This is a genomic window from Actinoplanes cyaneus (genome assembly GCF_016862095.1).
GTDB classification, from domain to species: domain Bacteria; phylum Actinomycetota; class Actinomycetes; order Mycobacteriales; family Micromonosporaceae; genus Actinoplanes; species Actinoplanes cyaneus.
Map to the genome: position 1 here is coordinate 151,038 of NZ_BOMH01000002.1, position 18,397 is coordinate 169,434.

General features: G+C 70.4%; 17 protein-coding genes and 1 pseudogene. 7 read left to right on the forward strand and 11 right to left on the reverse strand.

The features are described 5' to 3' along the window. The first annotated feature begins 114 nt into the window (after positions 1-114). Positions 115-669: a DUF305 domain-containing protein gene (locus Acy02nite_RS01635; protein ID WP_203737901.1), complete on the forward strand. Its 555-nt coding sequence runs from the start codon at positions 115-117 to the stop codon at positions 667-669. Between the two features lie 907 nt (positions 670-1,576). Here the strand turns inward: Acy02nite_RS01635 and Acy02nite_RS01640 are convergent. Then, positions 1,577-2,965: a DUF1996 domain-containing protein gene (locus tag Acy02nite_RS01640; protein WP_203737903.1), complete on the reverse strand. Its 1,389-nt coding sequence runs from the start codon at positions 2,963-2,965 to the stop codon at positions 1,577-1,579. Positions 2,966-3,139: 174 nt separating this feature from the next. Between Acy02nite_RS01640 and Acy02nite_RS01645 the strand changes: the two genes are divergently transcribed. Next, positions 3,140-4,165 carry a LacI family DNA-binding transcriptional regulator gene (locus tag Acy02nite_RS01645; RefSeq protein ID WP_203737905.1) on the forward strand — a complete coding sequence of 342 codons (1,026 nt, stop codon included), beginning with the start codon at positions 3,140-3,142 and terminating at the stop codon, positions 4,163-4,165. A gap of 121 nt (positions 4,166-4,286) precedes the next feature. Next, a complete protein-coding gene (locus Acy02nite_RS01650; RefSeq protein WP_203737907.1) occupies positions 4,287-4,820 on the forward strand; it encodes a flavin reductase family protein in 534 nt (177 codons plus the stop codon). 94 nt (positions 4,821-4,914) lie between these two features. Here the strand turns inward: Acy02nite_RS01650 and Acy02nite_RS01655 are convergent, their stop codons facing one another. From Acy02nite_RS01655 to Acy02nite_RS01685, 7 genes and pseudogenes are all read right to left on the reverse strand, one after another. Next, a complete protein-coding gene (locus Acy02nite_RS01655; protein WP_203737909.1) occupies positions 4,915-5,388 on the reverse strand; it encodes a DUF2267 domain-containing protein in 474 nt (157 codons plus the stop codon). Between the two features lie 183 nt (positions 5,389-5,571). Next, a pseudogene (locus Acy02nite_RS01660) lies at positions 5,572-5,949 on the reverse strand (DUF6766 family protein); the annotation flags it as partial. A 123-nt stretch (positions 5,950-6,072) separates the two neighbouring features. Continuing rightward, on the reverse strand, positions 6,073-7,122 hold the full coding sequence (locus tag Acy02nite_RS01665; RefSeq protein WP_203737910.1) for a YihY/virulence factor BrkB family protein: 1,050 nt from the start codon (positions 7,120-7,122) through the stop codon (positions 6,073-6,075). A gap of 90 nt (positions 7,123-7,212) precedes the next feature. After that, positions 7,213-7,851 carry a DUF3618 domain-containing protein gene (locus tag Acy02nite_RS01670; protein ID WP_203737913.1) on the reverse strand — a complete coding sequence of 213 codons (639 nt, stop codon included), beginning with the start codon at positions 7,849-7,851 and terminating at the stop codon, positions 7,213-7,215. Next, a complete protein-coding gene (locus Acy02nite_RS01675; RefSeq protein WP_203737915.1) occupies positions 7,827-8,243 on the reverse strand; it encodes a phage holin family protein in 417 nt (138 codons plus the stop codon). The genes Acy02nite_RS01670 and Acy02nite_RS01675 overlap by 25 nt, the downstream gene beginning before the upstream one ends. Further along, entirely contained in the window at positions 8,240-8,989 is a 750-nt protein-coding gene (locus Acy02nite_RS01680) for a hypothetical protein (protein WP_239174059.1), read from the reverse strand. Before Acy02nite_RS01680 ends, Acy02nite_RS01675 begins: the two co-directional genes overlap by 4 nt. A 134-nt stretch (positions 8,990-9,123) precedes the next feature. Continuing rightward, entirely contained in the window at positions 9,124-10,731 is a 1,608-nt protein-coding gene (locus Acy02nite_RS01685) for a hypothetical protein (RefSeq protein ID WP_203737919.1), read from the reverse strand. Between the two features lie 99 nt (positions 10,732-10,830). On the opposite strand from Acy02nite_RS01685, the gene Acy02nite_RS01690 reads away from it, so the two are divergent. The 4 genes from Acy02nite_RS01690 to Acy02nite_RS01705 all read left to right on the forward strand — a co-directional run bounded on the left by Acy02nite_RS01690 (position 10,831) and on the right by Acy02nite_RS01705 (position 15,191). Beyond that, positions 10,831-12,225, forward strand: coding sequence for an MFS transporter (locus Acy02nite_RS01690; protein ID WP_203738110.1), 1,395 nt, complete (start codon positions 10,831-10,833; stop codon positions 12,223-12,225). 78 nt (positions 12,226-12,303) lie between these two features. Continuing rightward, entirely contained in the window at positions 12,304-12,780 is a 477-nt protein-coding gene (locus Acy02nite_RS01695) for an anthrone oxygenase family protein (protein ID WP_239174061.1), read from the forward strand. Beyond that, complete coding sequence (locus Acy02nite_RS01700) at positions 12,768-13,742, forward strand: AraC family transcriptional regulator (protein WP_203737923.1); 975 nt, start codon at positions 12,768-12,770, stop codon at positions 13,740-13,742. The genes Acy02nite_RS01695 and Acy02nite_RS01700 overlap by 13 nt, the downstream gene beginning before the upstream one ends. A gap of 39 nt (positions 13,743-13,781) precedes the next feature. Further along, positions 13,782-15,191, forward strand: a complete 1,410-nt coding sequence (locus tag Acy02nite_RS01705; RefSeq protein ID WP_203737925.1) for an amidase — start codon at positions 13,782-13,784, stop codon at positions 15,189-15,191. Here Acy02nite_RS01705 and Acy02nite_RS01710 read toward each other — a convergent pair. From Acy02nite_RS01710 to Acy02nite_RS01720, 3 genes are all read right to left on the reverse strand, one after another. Further along, positions 15,178-15,795, reverse strand: coding sequence for a pentapeptide repeat-containing protein (locus Acy02nite_RS01710; protein WP_203737926.1), 618 nt, complete (start codon positions 15,793-15,795; stop codon positions 15,178-15,180). The genes Acy02nite_RS01705 and Acy02nite_RS01710 overlap by 14 nt on opposite strands. Next, complete coding sequence (locus tag Acy02nite_RS01715) at positions 15,792-16,103, reverse strand: MazG-like family protein (protein ID WP_239174063.1); 312 nt, start codon at positions 16,101-16,103, stop codon at positions 15,792-15,794. The genes Acy02nite_RS01710 and Acy02nite_RS01715 overlap by 4 nt, the downstream gene beginning before the upstream one ends. Before the next feature lie 864 nt (positions 16,104-16,967). Beyond that, complete coding sequence (locus tag Acy02nite_RS01720; protein WP_203737930.1) at positions 16,968-18,275, reverse strand: radical SAM protein; 1,308 nt, start codon at positions 18,273-18,275, stop codon at positions 16,968-16,970. Positions 18,276-18,397: the final 122 nt, after the last annotated feature.

Sequence of the window (18,397 nt, forward strand, 5' to 3'; positions counted from 1 at the left end):
TGGTTCCGGAACAGGGAAAGCGCTCTCCAAGCGAAGGTGATTGTTTCGCCCATGTTGCCGAGGGTCAATACTTCCCATTGACATCAGTGGTTCCGGAACTGCAGGCTCCCGCACGTGAATGCGAATCCCCGCCCGCTCGCCGCCGCCCTCACCCTCGGACTCGCCCTCGGACTCGCCGCCTGCCGCTCCCCCACCCCGCCGGCGCCGCCCGCACCCACCACCCCGGCCTTCGGCGGCACCGACCTCGCCTGGATCGAAATCACCATCGCCATGGACGAAGAGCTGCTACCCCTGCTCGACCTCACCCCCGCCAACGGCAGCTCGGCGCAGGCCAAAGACCTGTCCGCCCAGGTCAAAGCGTTCACCACCGACGAACTCGGCACCCTGCGGCAGCTGCACGACGAAGCCGGTCTGCCCGCCGAGAACCCGCACAAAGGCATGCCGATGCCCGGAATGGTGACACCGGCAGTGCTCGCCTCGGCCAAGGCGCTGACCGGAAAAGCCTTCGACGAGATGCTCACCACGACCGTCCGGGAACACCTCGAACAGGGCCAGAAGCTGGCCGTCAGCGAGCAGTCCTCAGGCACCGAAACCCGCACGAAGGAGCTGGCCGCCCGCATTGTCGAAACCCGCAAGGCCACCCTGAAGAACATGCCAGAAGATTTCTAAACCGTTCCACAGAAAACGGTTATCGCACTCCCCGCACCCCGTCCCCCGCCCTAAAAACAGTCCCCGCCGCTCCCAGGGGGGCGATCCCAATCCCATTATGACCGGCGGTCGCGATCTTGGCCGGTGGCCTGTGGACAGAGCGCCAGTGTGGACAACCCCGGCAGTGGGGCCTTCATGTGCTAGGCGGCGGGCTTGCGTGACCGGGTGAGGCTTGCGCGGCTGGGCGATTCACCCCGAATGCTCAGTTCGCAGCGGGTCAACGGTAGGCGCGCCCGGGATGTGGACGCCGATCCCAGCATCCGGCCGCGTTCCGGCTCGGCTGGCACTGAGGGCTCCACAGACGTCGATTCACAGCCGTGACCACCAGCCGAACCCTCCCGGCTGGCGGTCACGGCTGGATCCGAGCCCCTTTACAACCGTGAGCACCAGCCGACGACGCCGAGCTGGACCTCACGGGTGCCTCCCAACCCGGAAACACCCACCAGCACCAGCCGACCACGACCAGCTGGACCTCACGGGTGCCTCCCGGCCGGGAAGCACCCACCAGCACCAGCCGACGACGCCGAGCTGGATCGCATGGGTGTTTCGGAGGGGCAGTTGGAGCTGGCACCCCGGCCGGGGCAGTCGGAGCTGGTGCCCCGGCTGGGGCAGGTTGGCGCTAGTGTCCCCGACGGGGCGGTCGGCGCTCCTGCTCCCGCCGGGCGGTCGGCGCTCGCGCCCCCGGCCGGGGCCGTCGGTACTCGTGCCCCCGGCCGGGGCGGTTGGTGCTCGTGCCCCCGGTCAGGGCGGTTGATGCTCGTGCCACGCGGCCGGGGCGGTTGGTGCTCGTGGCCCCGCCGGGGCGGCTGGTGCTGGTGCTTCGGCGGGGCTGAGGGGGCGGGACGCTCACGGCGTACCCGAACCGGGGTCAGGGAAGTTCGTAGTTTTCGTTCAGCGCGGCCCCCCGCTCAGGTTTGTACTGGTCGAAGCCCCGCGGATTGCACTGCAGCCCCCCGTTGACGCAGTGCGTGGTGAGCGCGGCCAGCACCGCCGGATCCCACGCGTTGTAGACGTCGTAGTGGAAGGAGTACCCACGCCCGCTGGAGAAGTGGACGTTGGCCATGCTGCCGCTGACCGGCCACGCCATCTTGAACTCGATCATGGGTACGGCGACGGGGTGCGAGGCCGGGCAGACGCCGACGATCGGGTACGCCATGTGGCTCTTGTGGTCGGGAGTGTCCAGGTGCAGGCCGTCCCAGCAGCTCGGGGCCTGGAGGCGGACGTTGAGCTGGGAGCCGGCGACGCAGGTGGCCGGGATGTCCCAGTTGCGAGTGGAGTCGCCGCATTCGAAGCCTTCGACGGCGCCCGGGTTGTTGCGGAATTCGTCGATGGTGGCGGTGGGGCTGCCGACGACGTAGCGCAGTCCCGCCGGGAACGGGCGCACGCTGGTGTAGTCGATCACGCCGCTCTTGTAGTAGATGACCTGCGGGCCGTCCGGCTGCACCGGGGTGGTGCCGTTGAGCAGGGTCGGCATCCAGTAGCCGGTGCGGTCTCCCGGTGTGATGCAGGATGTCGTGCCGGCTTGCAGGGAGGCGAGGGTGCTGGCCGCGTTCGTGGTGCGGTTGCCCATGAACGTGTGCGAGTGTGACGCGCCGGGCAGGTTCGGGAAGACGATCGGGTCGTCGTTGAGGTTGGTCCGGCTGACCGAGCAGTTGGCCTGGAACTCACGGTGGGTGACGGGCGGGTTCTGGGCGGGCGGGACCTTGGTGGACGGGACGACGCCGGTGACCGGCGGGTTCGCCATCACGTAGCCGGGACCGTCACCGGTGGGCGGGGTGACTGTCGACGTTCCGTAGACCTGGAACTCGTACAGGGAGTAGCCGTAGCCGGTGCCGCGCTGGGTGCCGTACAACCGGACGTAGCGACCGGATCCACTGACCGCGAGCGTCTGGCTGCCGCCGGTCGACGCGGTGGTGCTGTAGACGGTGGTCCAGGTGGCGCCGTCGGGTGAGGTCTGGATCTGGTACGCCTTGGCGTACGCCGCTTCCCACTGCAGCTTGACCTGCGTGATCGTGGCGGTGGCGCCGAGGTCGACGCGCAGCCACTGGGGGTCGGCCCACTGGCTGCCCCAGCGGGTGTCGGAGCGGCCGTCGACAGCGGCGATGGCGGGGGACTCGCCGTTCTCGGTGGACGAGGCGAGCGCCGGTTTGCCCTGGGACAGCAGCGTGTCGGCGGCGTAGGCGGACGGGGTGACGGTCAGCGCGGCGCTGACCAGTGCGAGCGCCGCCAGGGGCGCCAGCAGTTTCTTCTTGAGCACGGGGGATCTCCCAACGCTTGGAGGACGGAACGCTTGGAGAGCGCTTTCCAGTCTTCGAGCGGCTGACCGCGTACGTCAATGGTTTGAGGTTCCGGAACGCACGAACGGCAGCGGGAACGCCCGTCGCGCGGCAGGGGCGGAAAGCGCTCTCCCCTCCGTGCTATAAAAACGGGCATGCAGAGCCAGCGGCTACCGACGCTCGAGGACGTGGCCCGCGTGGCAGGCGTCTCCCGCGCCACCGTCTCCCGGGTGGTCAACGGCGTCCGCAACGTCGACCCGCAGCTGCACGAGGTGGTGTGGAGCGCCGTCGAGCAGACCGGTTACGTGCCGAACAGGCTGGCCCGCTCCCTGGTCACCCGGCGCAGCGGCACCGTGGCCCTGGTCGTCTCCGACTCTGAGACGCATGACGACGACCCGTTCATGAGCCGGTTCTTCGCGGATCCCTACTTCGGGCGCGTGGTCGGCGGGCTGATGAGCGTGCTGCGGCCGGCCGGCGTGCAACTGGCGCTGCAGATGGTCGGCGCCGAGGGGCACCGACGCCTGGTCGGGGACCTGCGCAATGGCCAGGCGGACGGCGCCGTGGTGTTGTCCCTCCCGGCCCGTGACCCGCTGCCCGGCCTGCTCGCCGAGGCACGGATCCCGGCCGTGCTGATCGGTCGGCCCGCCGAGCCGCTCCCGATCAGCTACGTCGACCTGGCCAACGAGACCGGCGCGGCGCTCGCCGCCGAGTGCCTGGTCGCCCGCGGCTGCCAGCGGGTCAGCATGATCTCCGGCCCGGCGGACGTGCCGGCCAGTCAGGACCGGATCACCGGCTTCCACCGCGCGATGGCGCGGCACGGGCACGCCTGGGTGCCCTCGGCGGCCGGGAACTTCACGCGGGAGAGCGGCGAGCAGGCGATGCGCGCGCTCCTGGCCGAGGAGCCGGACGGCGTCTTCGTGGCGAACGATCTGATGGCGCTGGGCGCGCTGCTGGTGCTGCGGGATGCCGGGAAGCGCGTGCCGGAGGACGTGGCGGTGATCGGGTTCGACGACAGCAGCGCGGCGCTGGCGGCCCGGCCGGCGCTCACCACGATCCGTCATCCGCTGGAGGACATGGCCGCCGAGGCCGCCAAACTCCTGCTGGCCCGGGTGGAGGATCCGGCCGGGCGGGTGAGCTCGGTCATCTACGAGCCGACCCTGGTGCGCCGCCAGTCGGCTTAGGGGCTGCCCCGGCGGGTACGGGAAGAACCATGATCGATGCGCACTGTGACGTCTCCAATACTTCCGAAAACCTATAGGCCCGATATAGATTGGGACCGGTCGTCGGAAAGGACACCCCAACATGACCATCTCGCAGACCAGCCCCGCGGCCTTCGTGACCAACCAGGACCTGGACCCGATCCACCTGCGGCGTGCCTTCGGCGTCTTCCCCAGCGGCGTCGTCGCCGTCGCCGCATCCGTCGACGGCCGGCTCGTCGGGCTCGCCGCCAGCTCGTTCACCTCGGTCAGCATCGACCCGCCGCTGGTGTCCTTCTCCATCGCGAACACCTCGAAGACCTGGCCCGACCTGCGCCGCGCCGGGCATCTCGGGGTCACCGTGCTCGCCGCGCACCACGGCGCGATCTGCCGCCGGCTCGCCGGGCCGGTCGAGCACCGCTTCGACGGCGTGCAGGCGTCGGTGAACGAGGAGGGGGCGGTCACCATCGACGACGGGCTGGCCCGCTTCGACACCTCGATCTACCGCGAGGTGGAGGCCGGGGATCACACGATCGTCCTTCTCCGGCTGCACGGGGTGGATCACCCGGCGGACTCCGGCGCCGAGCTGGGGCCGCTGGTGTTCCACCGATCCGCGTTCGGGCGCCTGAGCGCGGAGTGACCACCGCCGGCCGGCTCTCCGCAGAACGACGCCGGCCGGACCTCAAGGGGATCGAAGCAGTGCCGCTTCCGGGCCAGTGGCGTCCCGGGAGCCGTCACGCGCCCCCAGCGGTCGACTCCGCGACCCGCCCGCGCTGCAGCGTCTCCACACCCGGGCCGCGCCCCTCGGCGGACCACGGGGTCAGCGGCCGGGACCGGAACAGCGGCCGCAGATCCATCGGCACCAGATGTGCCAGCTCGGCCGGGGTCACCCCGCGCTCCCCCGCGTTCAGCTCGGACAGCACGACCCGCGCCAGGAACGCCGCGTCCCCGCTGTCGGCGTAGAGCCGGTCGGCCACCCGGGCCAGGAAACGCCGGCAGTCGACGATCTCCACGATCCGGTTCGTCTCCGGCACCGGCAGGGCTCGCCGGAGATCCTCCGGCAGGTTCACGATCAGGCGGCGGTACGCCGTGGCGGGGAGCAGTTCGCTCAGTACGCCGAGCACCGTGGCGGTGACCCGGCGGCTCTCGTTGCGGCCGTGCAGGCGACCGCTCTCCTGAATACGGGTCAGCAGGTCGTGCTGGTCCATGGGTCGTGCCTCCTCGCGCCCGTGTCACGGCTCGCCCGTGCCGGGGCGAACCCGGGTACCCGCAGGTCTCCCCTCCAAACGGGACTGTCGGTTACTTCACCGAATAGGGGATCACCAGGCAATGAAGAGGATGATTATGCTTTTGGCCGGTTTCCCTGGCCACCCCCGCCCCGGCGGATCGGGTCAGCCCTCGACGCCGGTCGCGGTGTGCGGAGAGCCGACCGGCTTGGACTGGGACGAGCCACGCTGCCGCAGGTAGATCGCCAGGATGGCCATCGACGCCACGGCGAGCAGCTCGGACTGCCAGTTCTGCAGGGTGCGGTTCCAGAAGTCGGGCTCGGTCAGGTACCGCGGCCACGAGACCGGATCCTCCAGGTTGCCGAGCTGCTCCTCGTTGAACGCGGCCCGCCCGGCGATCGACTGCCCGAGCCAGGACAGCAGGAAGATCAGGCCCATCACGAGGCCGAGCGAATTGGAGAACAGCCAGAGGCGCAGGCCACGCTCGCGGGCCCACTTCGGGGAGTTCTCCTCGGCGTACCTCCCGATCTTCTGATCGCGATCCGCCTCGCGGCCAACCCGCCAGCGCGAGAAGGGCGGCCGCCATGATCAACGTCCGTTTCATGGCGGCACGCATTCCCCGGATCGCGGGCTTTCAATCACCGCGTCCTTTTCCGCGCTTTCCGATCAGGTGCTGAGGCCCTTTTCGCTGCCTTTCTTGATCTTCCGATCGTCGCGCAGTTCCAGGAACGGCTCGTCGGACGGATCATGTCCGGCCGCGATCGCGCGACCACGTTCCAGCTCCGCGTCGAGCTCGGCGCCGAGCAGAATCGCGATGTTGGTGATCCACATCCAGACCAGGAATGCGATCACACCACCCAGCGTGCCGTACGTCTTGTTGTAGTTCGCGAAGTTCGCCAGGTAGATCGCGAACGCCACGGACACCAGGATCCAGAGCACGACGGCGAACAGCCCGCCGGGGCTGACCCAGCGGAACCCGCCGGTCCGCGCGTTCGGCGACGCCCAGTAGAGGATCGCGAACATCAGGCTGACCAGGACCAGCAGCACCGGCCACTTGGCGATGCTCCAGGTGGTGACGGCCGCGTCGCCGAGACCGATCTTGTCGCCGACCAGCTGGGCCAGGTCACCGGTGAAGATCACGATAGCGGCGGAGACGATCAGCATCACGCCCACGACCGCGGTCACCGCGACGCGGATCGGCAGCGTCTTCCAGATCGGCCGGCCCTCGGGCACGTCGTAGACGGCGTTCGACGCGCGCATGAACGCCGCGACGTAACCCGACGCCGACCAGAACGCGACGAGCAGACCGAAGATCGCCGCGATCCCGGCCGCACCGGGGTCCTTGACCTGGGTGAGGACGGTGTCAACCAGTTTCTGCAGCTCCGCGTTGGGGGCGAGCTGGTGCGCCGCGTCCTGCACCACCTTCTGGCCGTCGCTGCTGAGCATGCCGAGCAGCGAGACGATCACCAGGATGCCCGGGAAGATCGACAACACCCCGTAGTAGGTCAGCGCCGCGGCCCAGTCACTGAGGTTGTCCTCGGAGAATTGCTTGACGGTACGGCGCAACGCGGCGAACAGTCCACGACCGCGCAGCTGCGCCGGGTTGTCCGGGCCGGCGTCGGGCCCGACGGTGGTGTTCAGGTCCGTCGGCGTGTCCTCGCCGGTGCGGGTGGTCGCGGCCGCGTCGACGCCGGTCTCGTGCTCACGGCGACTCATGGGCTCTCCTCGGGTGTTGTACGGGGAAGACGGTGCTGCCCGCTGACACGGGGACGACGTCAGCGGGCAGCACCGGTGGTTACCGGTGGATCAGGAAACAGCCTGCTGGGTCTGCGTCTTGGCGCGCTGCGCCGAGTCCTGGGCCTGCTCCTTGGTGGCCTGCACGGCCTCCTGCGCGGTGCCCTTGACCTCCTGCGCGGCGTGCTGGACCGTACCGGTCAGCTCGTCCTTGACCTCGGCGGCGAGGTCCTTGACCTGGTCGGCCAGGTCGCCGCTGTTCTCCTTGAGCTGAGCGCCGGCGCGGCGCTCCACCTCGGTGACCGGGAGCAGGCCGGCGGCCAGCATCCCGACGCCGAACGCGATGACCCCGGCGGCGAGCGGGCTGCCGGCGGTCTGCTGGGCGACCACGCGCGGGGCGCTCTTCACGGCGCCGACCGCGTCGTGCGCCTTCTCGCTGACGGTGTCACCGAGCTGCGACGCCTTGTCCTGGACGGTGCCGGCCGCCGACGACGCCTTGTCCTGGACGGTGCTGACCGCCGACGAGGTGGTGTCGCTGACCGCGTGCCGGCCGTGCTCGGCGCTTCCCATGACTTTCTCCTTCACCGCGGTCCACCGCCGCTTCGCGACTCTGCTCGGGCTGGTCTTCTCGGCGAGCAGGTCGACGTCGCGGGTCAGCGACGCGCGGGTCCGCTCGATGTCGTTCCTCAGCCGGTCGGGTTCTTCAGCCATTGCGCGTCCTCCTTGATCGTGTCGACGGTGCGCCGCGGCATCGGGTCCACGGTCTTGAGCCTCTTCTTGCCGTTCGCGTAGAGGACGGCGCCGATGATTCCCCAGATCGCGGCCACGATCAGGGCGGCCCAGCCGGCCGGCATGACCGCGTCCAGGCCGAACACCGCGGCGAAGCTGAGCAGCACCACGGCCAGGTAGCCGGCGAAACCGGCGCCGCCGAGCATCCCGGCGGCCTTGCCGGCCTTCGCGGCCTCCTGCTTGATCTCCGCCTTGGCCAGCTCGACCTCCTGGCGGAACAGCTGCGACAGGTCGTCGCTGATGTTGCCGATCAGCTCGCCGATCGAGGTCTGCTCGACCTGTTCGGAGTGGTCCTGCGGGTAGGGGGTGGTCACGGCCGCGGCTCCCGCGTCCCGATCGGGTACTCCTCCTCGACCAGCAGCGGCGTGCCGGTGCCGGTGCCGACGTAGTCGGCGCTCGAGGTGGTGCCCGGGTAGGTCTCGCCGGTGGCGGTGGTGCCCACGTAGTCGGCGCCCGCGCCGGTCGTGGCGGCGTAGTCGGTGCCGGTGGTCGTGGTCGTCGCCGGCACCACGGGGGTGCTCAGGGGCGCCGGGGTGGGCGCCGCCGTCGAGTAGGAGTCACCGACCGGCTTGCTGTCGGTGCCCGAGTCGGCCTTGGCGATGCCCTTGCCGAGCCGGCCCACGACGAAGCCGGCCGCCAGCGCGGTCGCCAGGAACGCGCCCGGACGACGCCGCGCGAAGTCCTGCACCTCGGCGAGCACGCCCTCGGGGCCGTTGCGGTCCAGGTAGTCGGCGAGCTGCCGGCCGCCGTCGGCGACCCGCGACACCACGGCCGCGGCGGGGGTGCCGGACCGGTCGCCGCGCATCTCGTCGAGGTGGTCGGCGGTCTCCCGGATGCCGCTGACCAGCCGGTCACTCTGCGAGCGGGCCTGCTCGCCCAGCTTGTCACGCACCTCGCCCGCCACGTTGCGGGCCTGGGCGCCGACCTCGGCGGTGACGCGCTGCGCCTGCTCCTTGGCGGTGTCCTTCACTTCGTACGCTGCCTGGCCGGCCGCCTGCGTACCTTCCGTGGCGACCTGCTTCGCCTTCGAAGAGTGGGCGCCGGTGGTTAGGTCACTCACGTTGCCTCCCTGTAAGCGGGTCATTCGACAACTCGAATGCCCACCCCGGGAGAGTTCAATCCGACGTATTCTTGGCAGTTTTACGGTCGTACAGAATGGGATGGAAGTTGAATTCGAGGGTATGCATCCCCGCTTTATCCACCGGCCTGACGGCGAGCCTCGGCGAGAATCTCCGCGGCCCGGGCCAGCGAATCCAATCTGGACAAAGTGTTCTCCGTGGTGAGCGCGACGACGTTGTCATTCTTGCCGACGATCCAGTCGCCGGCGGCGAAGAACGTGCCGGCCTTCACCTCGTCCAGCCGGGTGATCACCTGATCGGTGAGCAGCAGCCGGCCCTGCTCCGAGCTGTCCTTGCGACGGTCGCCGAGTGCGCGCAGCGAGAGCAGCGGCAGCCCCGCGGTCGGGTGCCGGACGGCGAACGCGGTGCCCGGTGCGCCGCCCTTGTCCGCGTACTCGAAGACGTGGAAGTCCCGGCTGTTGTGCTGACCCGACACCAGGTACGCGGCGGCCGCCGAGCCGGCGTCGAGGATCGGCAGGCCGAGCCGGGTGATCAGGTCGGCGTCCCGGCGATGGAACGTCGCGGACCGCGCGGCGGCGAACCGGGGACGACCGCGGCGCACCCGGACGGTGGAGAGGATCCACGCCAGCCCGCCGAGCAGGAACAGCGCGCCGATCAGCGAGACGATCGTGCCCCAGACCGGGTGACCGGCGGGGAACAGGCTGATGCCGCCCCACGAGATCGCGGCGCCGATCACCGTGCAGACGACCCGGGCGGTGATCGGCGCCCGCGGCTCGGTCACGCCGAGCGGCGACGGCGCGGGCGCCGGCGGCGAGGTGTATGCCGGCACGCGCCGCGAGTCGTCGATCCGAGTCTGCTCGGCCGCCACCTGCTCGGTGGCCAGCGCGGTCACCAGGCGCCGGCTGAGCTCCACCGTCTCGTCGACGAACTTCTCGAGCCGCGCCGGTGACGCCTGCGGCGCCCGGGCCCGGACGAGCCGGTTGCCGTCGGCCGCGAAGCCCGGCACCGAGTAGTCCTTCGGCTTGATCCCCAACCGGCCGGCGAGCAGCGCGCGGGCCTCCGGGCCAGTGTCGGCGCTGAACGGAACCTCCGCGCCGGGGATCACCACCATCCGCGGCACCGCGACGGGCATCGTGACCAAGCACGCCTGCTGCTCCTCGCGCCCGGCCCGCAGATAGGAGAACAGCTGGAAGGACACGGCGTTGCGGTGCCCCGTGACGATGTCCCGGGCGGCCGGCTCGGCCTGCACGTAGGCCGGCAGGCGCGCGTTCGAGGCCCCCATCGGGTCGGACCGCACGTACACCCAACTGTGGTTGGCGGCCAGCGCGCGCCGGGCAGCCGGGGCGCGCAGCACCACGTACAGCCGGCGGATCACCGCGAGCAGCAGCAGCGCGGCGATGCCGAACAGCACGTAACCGGCCCACCGCCAGCGCCTGTCGCCGCGGGCGAGATCTTCGGGCTGGTTCGCGTCGGAGAACCGCTGCATCCGCTCCTCGTAGGTGCCGCGCACGGCGTCGGAGCCGCGGCCCCAGGCTATGCAGTTGTCACCGGGCCGCATCGTCTTGCCGTCGCAGTCCGGCGAATACTCCTGGATGAGCTGCCGCGACTCACGGGCCAACTCGTCCTGCGTGTGGGTGTTGGTGCTGACGACAAGCCAGCCGAGCCACCCGATCACCAGGGCGACCAGGGTCGTGACGACGCGCCGCCGCGCGTTGGAAACCATGCGCGCCACCCTAGTGACATCGAGCAAGCCAGATATCCGTTTGCGTGATCGAGCGGCGGGAACTGGCCGGTGGTGACATCGCACAACCGCTGGCGGGCGATGAGTGTCGCCCTGGTCGCCGGCTTCATGACCCTGCTCGACGTCAGCATCGTGAACGTGGCGCTGCCCTCGATCCGCGCCGATCTGCAACTGGGCTCGGGTGAGCTGCAGTGGGTGCTGTCCGGTTACGCCCTCACGTTCGGCCTGCTGCTGGTGCCCGCCGGCCGGTACGGCGACGCCCGCGGCCGACGCACCGCCTTCATGGTCGGCCTGGCCGTGTTCACGCTGGCCAGCGCGGCCGCCGGGCTCGCCACCAGCGCACTGTGGCTGATCATCGCCCGGCTCGTCCAGGGCGCCGCGGCCGGCGTGGTGAACCCGCAGGTCTCCGGCCTGATCCAGCAGCTGTTCGAGCCGCACGAGCGCGGGAAGCCGTTCGGGCTGCTCGGCGCCACGATCGGGATCTCCACGGCGGTCGGGCCGCTGCTCGGCGGGCTGCTCATCCAGGTGTTCGGCGCCGAACAGGGCTGGCGGTGGATCTTCTACATCAACGTGCCGATCGGGCTCGCGGCGATCGTTCTCGGCCACCGGTGGATCCCGACGCGGCCCCGCGAGGACCGTGAGCACGAGAGTCTCGACCCGGTCGGCGTGGTGCTGCTCGGCGTGGGCGTCTTCCTGCTGCTCCTGCCGCTCGTGCAGGAACGCGAGTGGCAGGGCAACGGCAAGTGGCTGCTCGTCGTCGCGGCGGCCGCGGTGCTCGCCGGGTTCTGGATCTGGGAGCGGCGCTTCGGGCGGCACTCCACGTCGGTCATCGATCTGGGACTTTTCCGGGTACGGTCCTACGCGCTCGGCGCCCTCGTCGGCGTGCTGTACTTCGGCGGGTTCACGTCGATCTTCTTCACGTACACGCTCTTCCTGCAGAACGGGCTGCACTACACCGCGTTGCAGGCGGGACTGGCGATCACGCCGTTCGCGCTCGGCTCCGCGGTCACCGCGGCGATCGGCGGACGCAAGGTCGACCACCTCGGCCGTACGCTCGTGGTCGCCGGGCTGGTGATCGTCGCGCTCGGCCTGACCGGCGCCGTCGTCGTCCTCAACGTCGTCACGGGCAGTGCCGCCGGCTGGGCCACGGTCGTCCCCCTGCTGGTCGCGGGCCTGGGCAGCGGGCTGGTGATCAGTCCCAACCAGACGCTGACGCTCAGCGAGGTGCCGGTCCGCCGGGCCGGCAGCGCCGCCGCGGTGCTGCAGACCGGGCAGCGCATCGGCACCGCCATCGGGATCGCGGGGGTGGGCGCGGTCTTCTTCAACCGGCTCGCCCACCACGGCGGGGACTGGGGCCTGGCCTTCCGGACGTCGCTGACCGTGACGATCGCCTTCGTGGTGGCCGCCCTGATCGCCGCCACCACCGACGTCCTGGCGAGCCGCCGTCACCACGATCAGGAGGTCGCGGCGCGCTGACCGGGCCGTGGACGCTCGCGTATGCATCGGGGATGCGCGGCCATGGTCCGTCCCGCCGCCGGGCGGTGGAATCGGGGCATGACACAGCGATTGTTCCTCCTGGCCGCGCTGCTCTGCACGGGACTGATGGCCGGGGTCTTCTTCGCCTTCTCCACCTCGGTGATGCCGGGCCTGCGCACCGCCGACGACCGGACGTTCATCACCGCGATGCAGCATCTCAACGCGTCCATCCAGAACGGCCTGTTCTTCCTGGTCTTCTTCGGGGCGCTGGTGTTCCCGGTGGTCGCCGCGGTGCTGTCCGGGCGGGCCGGCGACCGCGCGGCGATGTGGTGGACGATCGCCGCCGCCGCGCTCTACCTGGTGGTGCTGCTCCTCACCATGGGGATCGCGGTGCCGCTGAACGACCAGCTGGCGTCGGCGTCCCTGGCCGACGCGGCACGTGCCCGGCAGGACTTCGAGGGCGCGTGGGTGCCGGTCAACAACGCTCGCACGGTGCTGAGCACGCTCGCGCTGATCTGCCTGGGCCGTGTCATCGTTGCGGGGTGGACACGCTGACCGGGCTGCTCGACGGGCCGCGCGCACGAGGCGCCTTCCTGCTGCGCACGGTGCTGGAGCCGCCGTTCGCGCTGCGGATCCAGGACCGGGCGCCGTTGACCCTGGTCACCCTCGTGCGGGGCGCGGCGCAGATCATCCACGACACGCCCGTCGGGCTCGAACCCGGAGATGTGGCGGTGATCCGCGGCCCGGAGCCGTACACGGTCGCCGACGACCCCTCGACGCCCTGGCAGACGATCATCGGGCCCGGGCAGGTCTGCACCACTGTGGACGGCGTCCCCAAGGAACACCTGGGCGTGCGCAGTTGGGGTGACCCCGCCGGCGCCGGCACCGAGATGATCACGGGGACGTACCAGGTGGAGAGCGAGGTCAGCCGCCGCCTGCTCGGCGCGCTCCCAACCGTGCTGGTGCAGCCGGCCGCCGCCACCGACCGGACCCTGGTCCGGCTGCTCGCCGCGGAGATGTCCGGAAACGATCCGGGGCAGGCGCTGGTGCTGGACCGGCTGCTCGACCTGCTGCTCGTCTCGGTGCTGCGGGCGTGGCTGGCCGGACCGGACACCGGCGTCCCCGGGTGGCACCGGGCCGGGCGGGACCCGATCGTCGGGCCGGCGCTGCGGCTGCTGCACTCCGCGCCGGCCTCGCCGTGGACGGTCGCCACCCTCGCCGCGCGGGCTGGGGTGTCCCGGTCGCTGCTCGCCCGGCGGTTCACCGAGCTGGTCGGCGAGCCGCCCATGGCGTACCTGACCGGCTGGCGGCTCATCCTCGCCGCCGACCTGCTGCGTTCCCCCGACGCGACCCTCGAGGCGGTGGCGCGGCAGGTGGGTTACGGCAGCGCCTTCGCGTTGAGCGCGGCGTTCAAACGGGAGCGCGGGGTCAGCCCGCAACAGTTCCGGCAGCGGACCCCGGAAGAGCACTTCACCGCGTACGCCCCGGCGCCCTCCCCCGTCGTCGTCCTCGCATAGAGAATGGTCGCCGTCGGACGCTCGGGAAAGGACACAGCTGTGGACGAGATCGTGCACTGGACGGCGGCAGAACTGTCCGCGGCGATCCGGGACCGGGTGGTGAGCTGCGTCGAGGTGATGACCGCGTACCTCGACCACATCGACAAGATCAACCCGGCTGTCAATGCGATCGTCGGACTCCGGCCCCGCGCCGAGCTGCTCGCCGAGGCTGCCGAGAAGGATCGCGGCGTTCCGCAGGGCTGGATGCACGGCTTTCCGCACGCGGTGAAGGACCTGGCCGACGTCAGCGGGCTGACCAGCAGTTACGGCCTGGTGCCGCCGATCCGGGCGGCGGCCGACTCGCTCTTCGTCGAACGGATCCGGGCGGCCGGGGCGATCTTCATCGGCAAGACGAACGTCCCGCAACTGGGGCTCGGCTCCCAAACCTACAACGACATCTACGGTACGACCCTGAACGCGTACGACCAGACGAGAACCGCCGGTGGGAGCAGCGGCGGAGCGGCAGTGGCCGTCGCGTTGCGCATGCTCCCGGTCGCGGACGGCAGCGACTTCATGGGGTCGTTGCGCAACCCGCCCGGCTGGAACAACGTCTACGGCCTGCGCCCCTCGTTCGGCCGGGTGCCCTCGGCCGGCGGGGATCAGTTCATCGCGCAGGGCGGCGTCGAGGGCCCGATCGCGCGTACCGCCACCGATCTCGAGCTGCTGTTCCGCACCATGAGCGGCTACGACGCCCGATCACCGCTCGCCCTACCCGACGACGACACTCGCGGCGAGCTCGGCCGGCGGGTCGCCTGGCTCGGTGACCTCGGCGGCTACCTCCCGATGGAACCCGAGGTCCTGACCGTTACGCGGGCCGCGCTGGACCGCCTCGCGGGGCTCGGCATCACCGTCGACACCCTCGACGAGCTGCCCGGGCTCGGCAACGACGCGCTGTGGCCGACGTGGCTGACCTACCGGCACTGGCTCGCCGGCCTGGCGGTCGCGTCCGTGCACGACGACCCCGCGCTGCGGCCGCTGCTCAAACCCGAGGCTATCTTCGAGTACGAGGGGCTGACCCGCCTGTCCGCGATCGACGTCGCCGAGAACTCGGAGTCGCGCAGCCGGCTCTACGAGGGTTTCCGGGTGCTCTTCGAGACGTACGACTACGTCGTCCTGCCGACCGCCCAGGTGCTGCCGTTCGACGCGACGCAGCACTGGCCGCACACGATCGGCGGCCGGACGATGTCCAGTTACCACCGGTGGATGGAGGTCACCACGATCGGGACGCTCATCAACGCGCCGGTGCTGGCCGTCCCTGCCGGGTTCAGCGCCGGCGGTCTGCCCATCGGCCTGCAGATCATCGGGCGTAACCACGACGACCGGGGTCTCCTGGAGTTCGCCAAGGCCTGGGAGTCACAGACCGGGGATCTCCAGGAGCGCCGGCCGCCGTTGCTGCTCAGCGGTCCCTGACCTGGATGCCCAGGGTCTGGGCCAGCGCCTGGGCGGACTCCAGCAGCTGGTCGTGGTCGATGACGGCGCCGCGCAGGAAGTCCCAGCCCTCGGCGACGTCCAGGGAACGGGCCTTGCGGAAGTCCAGCTTCTTGACGGCCGCCCTGGTGAACCGGGCCCGGGAGATCGTGGAACCCGGGAAGGTGACACCGGTCAGGGTGGTCGAGCCGAAATCGACCTCGGTCAGGTCGCAGTCCCGGAACTCGACGTCCTGCAGGCGCGTGCCGCGCAGGTTGAGACTGTCGAGCTTGCAGCCCCGCAGGACGACCCGGCGCCAGGCACCACCGTGCGCCTGCACCCCGGCCAGGACACTGTCGGCGATCGTGACGTCGAGCAGCTCCGCGTCCTGCCAGGAAGTGCCGATCCAGCGGGTACGACTCATCCGCACGTCGGCGAAACGGGCGCCACCCAGGTCGCCGCCGGTGAACGTGGCACCGGTGAACGCGCACTCGTCGAACCGGGTGTTGCCGGCCTGGACGTCGTCGAACTCCCCGCCGTCCAGGTGGACCCCGGTGTAGTCCTCGTCGCGCTCCAACTCGCCGTCGAAGGTCTCCAGCGTGCTCACCTCAGGTAACCCGCGGCCTTCTCCACCACCGCGGTCACGGCCTGCCGAGGGTCGGCGCCGAGGCTGGCGATCGCCACCAGACTGGTGAAGACGACATCCGCGAGCTCGCCCACGACGTCGTCAACGGTGTGCGTGACGCCCTTGCGCGGGTTCTGGCCCTGAACGCCGATCCAGGCCTGAGCCGCCTCGCCCGCCTCCTCGGTGATCTTGAGGATGCGCAGGGTCAGCTCGTTCGGGCCGGTGCCGTTGCTGGCGTCCAGATGCTCACGCCACCGCCGCGCCTCGTCCCAGATCAGTTCATCAGTCACGCCCGCCATCATGCCCGCCCTCAACCCCCACCCCCTCAGCCCCACCCCGACCGTCCCGCTCCGCCACCCCACTCGACGCGACGCGCCCACCAGCGCAACACGCCCAGCAACGCGACGCCCCCGCCGCACGACTCGACGCGACGCGCCCGGCAGCGCAACACGCCCGCCAGCCCACTCGACGCGACCACCAGCCCGCACCGGCTCGTAGCGCGACTCACGCTCCGGGCTGGTGCTCACGGTTGTATTCGTGCCTCATAACAACCGTGAGCACCAGCCGGACACCGCGACTCGCGCTACGACCAGGACCCGAGCCTCGGTCGCGACGCGGCGACGCGAAGTGCCCGCCGCGCGACTCGACGCCACAACCCGCGCGATGCGCCCGCCGCGCGACTCGACGCGACCGGCTGCCCGCACCGGCTTGCGGCGCGACTTGCGGTTCCGGCTGGTTCTCATGGGCGTTATGAGGCACGAATAACGCCCATGAGAACCAGCCGGAAGCTGGCGGCGCGCGGCGGCCGTGACCCGAAGCGGGCCTCGCGTGGGTCCCTCCGGGAGCGCTCGCCCACGGGTGGGCAGCCGCGAGGCCGGGGTGAGCCCAGCCACCCACGGACGTCGCCCTGGAGGGTTTCGCGTTCTGGGCCGGCCACGGCCCTGCGAAGCCCGCAAGGGTCCCCGCGGGAGCGACGGTCTGTACCCCGGCGGACGCAGGCAATGAAGAACTTGACCTTGATCTGATCCTCGGCGGCAAGCTCTTCACGAAGCGATCGGATCCTCGGCGGGCAGGCTCTCCACGATGTGGTCTGATCCCCCGCGGGGAGCCTGCCCAGAAAGGATCCCCGGCGGGGAGCCTGCCCGGGAAGCGATCTAGTCCTCGGCGGGGAGGCTGTCCATGAAGGAGCTGACCGAGAAGACGGCGCGGCCGGCGCCGGCCGGGCCGTAACCGGGTGGGCTGGTCAGGCCGTTGGCCTCCATCGTCGCGCGGTACGCCTCGAGGAGCCGGATGTGGTATTCCAGGGGCGCGCCGTCCGGGTTGGTCTTGCCGAGCGGCGTGGTCGGTTCCGGGCACCACGTGGTGAAGCGCGGGGTGATGCCGCGTGACATGAAGTACTGCAGGCCCTCGGTCGTAGACTCGATCGCCTCGTCGACCGTCCGGAAGCCGAACGGCTCGGCCATCTCGATGCCGGCGACGAAGTTCGGGATGACGTTGCGCGGGCCGAAGATCTCCGCGGAGTCGAGGATGCGGCGGTGCCACTCCTCGCGGCCGACGTACCGTTCCTTGCCGGGGCAGTGCAGCTCGAACAGCCGCTTGTCCCACACCTCGTAGTTCGGGTGGTAGATCTGGATGCCGTAGTCCTTGAAGCGCTGGACGTCGGCTTTCGGCAGGGCCTGCGCGACGACCTTGCCGATCCAGCGGCCGGGGAACGCCTCCTCGATCGCCTGGGCGTACTGCCCGTAGAAGTCGGCCTCGGCCTTGCCGCCGACCTGCGAGGTGATGCTGCCGCCGGTCAGCGTGTACGCCGTCGACGTCTTCAGCGTGTCGTGCTTGTCGATGATCGCGAGGGCTTCGAGGACCTCGTCGATCGGCTTGACCCCGGTGTAGGGACGGCCGGCCGCCTTGTGCTGGCGCCAGTTGTGGTTGATGTCGCAGTACTGGCATTCCTCCTTGGCGCCGAAGTACTGACAGACGCGGAACACCGTGAGGTAGACGAGGTAGCCCCACTGGATGGTCGGTGCGACCTCCATCACCTGCTTGCCGTTGGCGAGCGTGTGCCGGTAGTAGTCGGGCATCGGCGGCAGGCCGACCTCGGCGATCGCCCGCTCGTCCAGGAACAGCTTGAGGCGGCCGTCGGCGTCCGGCTTCACCCGGTACGGCGAGGAGGGGTTCGTCCGCACCGACACCACCGTGCGACGCAGGTCGTAGGGGCCACCGGTGAGCACGATCTCCTCCGGCGGGCGGCGCAGCGCGGCCTCGCCCAGCTCCGGCAGGGTGCGGTGGTCGAAGGAGAAGATGAAGTACGACTTGGGCTTGACGTCGCCCTTCTCGTTGTCGGTCAGCGCCGAGTCGTCGAACGCCAGACCGCCACGCAGCAGGTCTTCCTTGATCACCGCTTCCCGGGGGACGTGCGGGAACCGGCTCATCAAGTCCTCGATGAGATCGGTGCGTGACTCCATGGTTCCTCCTGGCGTTCGGTTCACCCCCAGGCTAGGCCGCCGTTGATCCGGTGACGAACGGCGGAGCCCCGAGCGTGACGCGCAGGACAACGGGACCGCTCATTGCTGAACGGTTTCCGTCG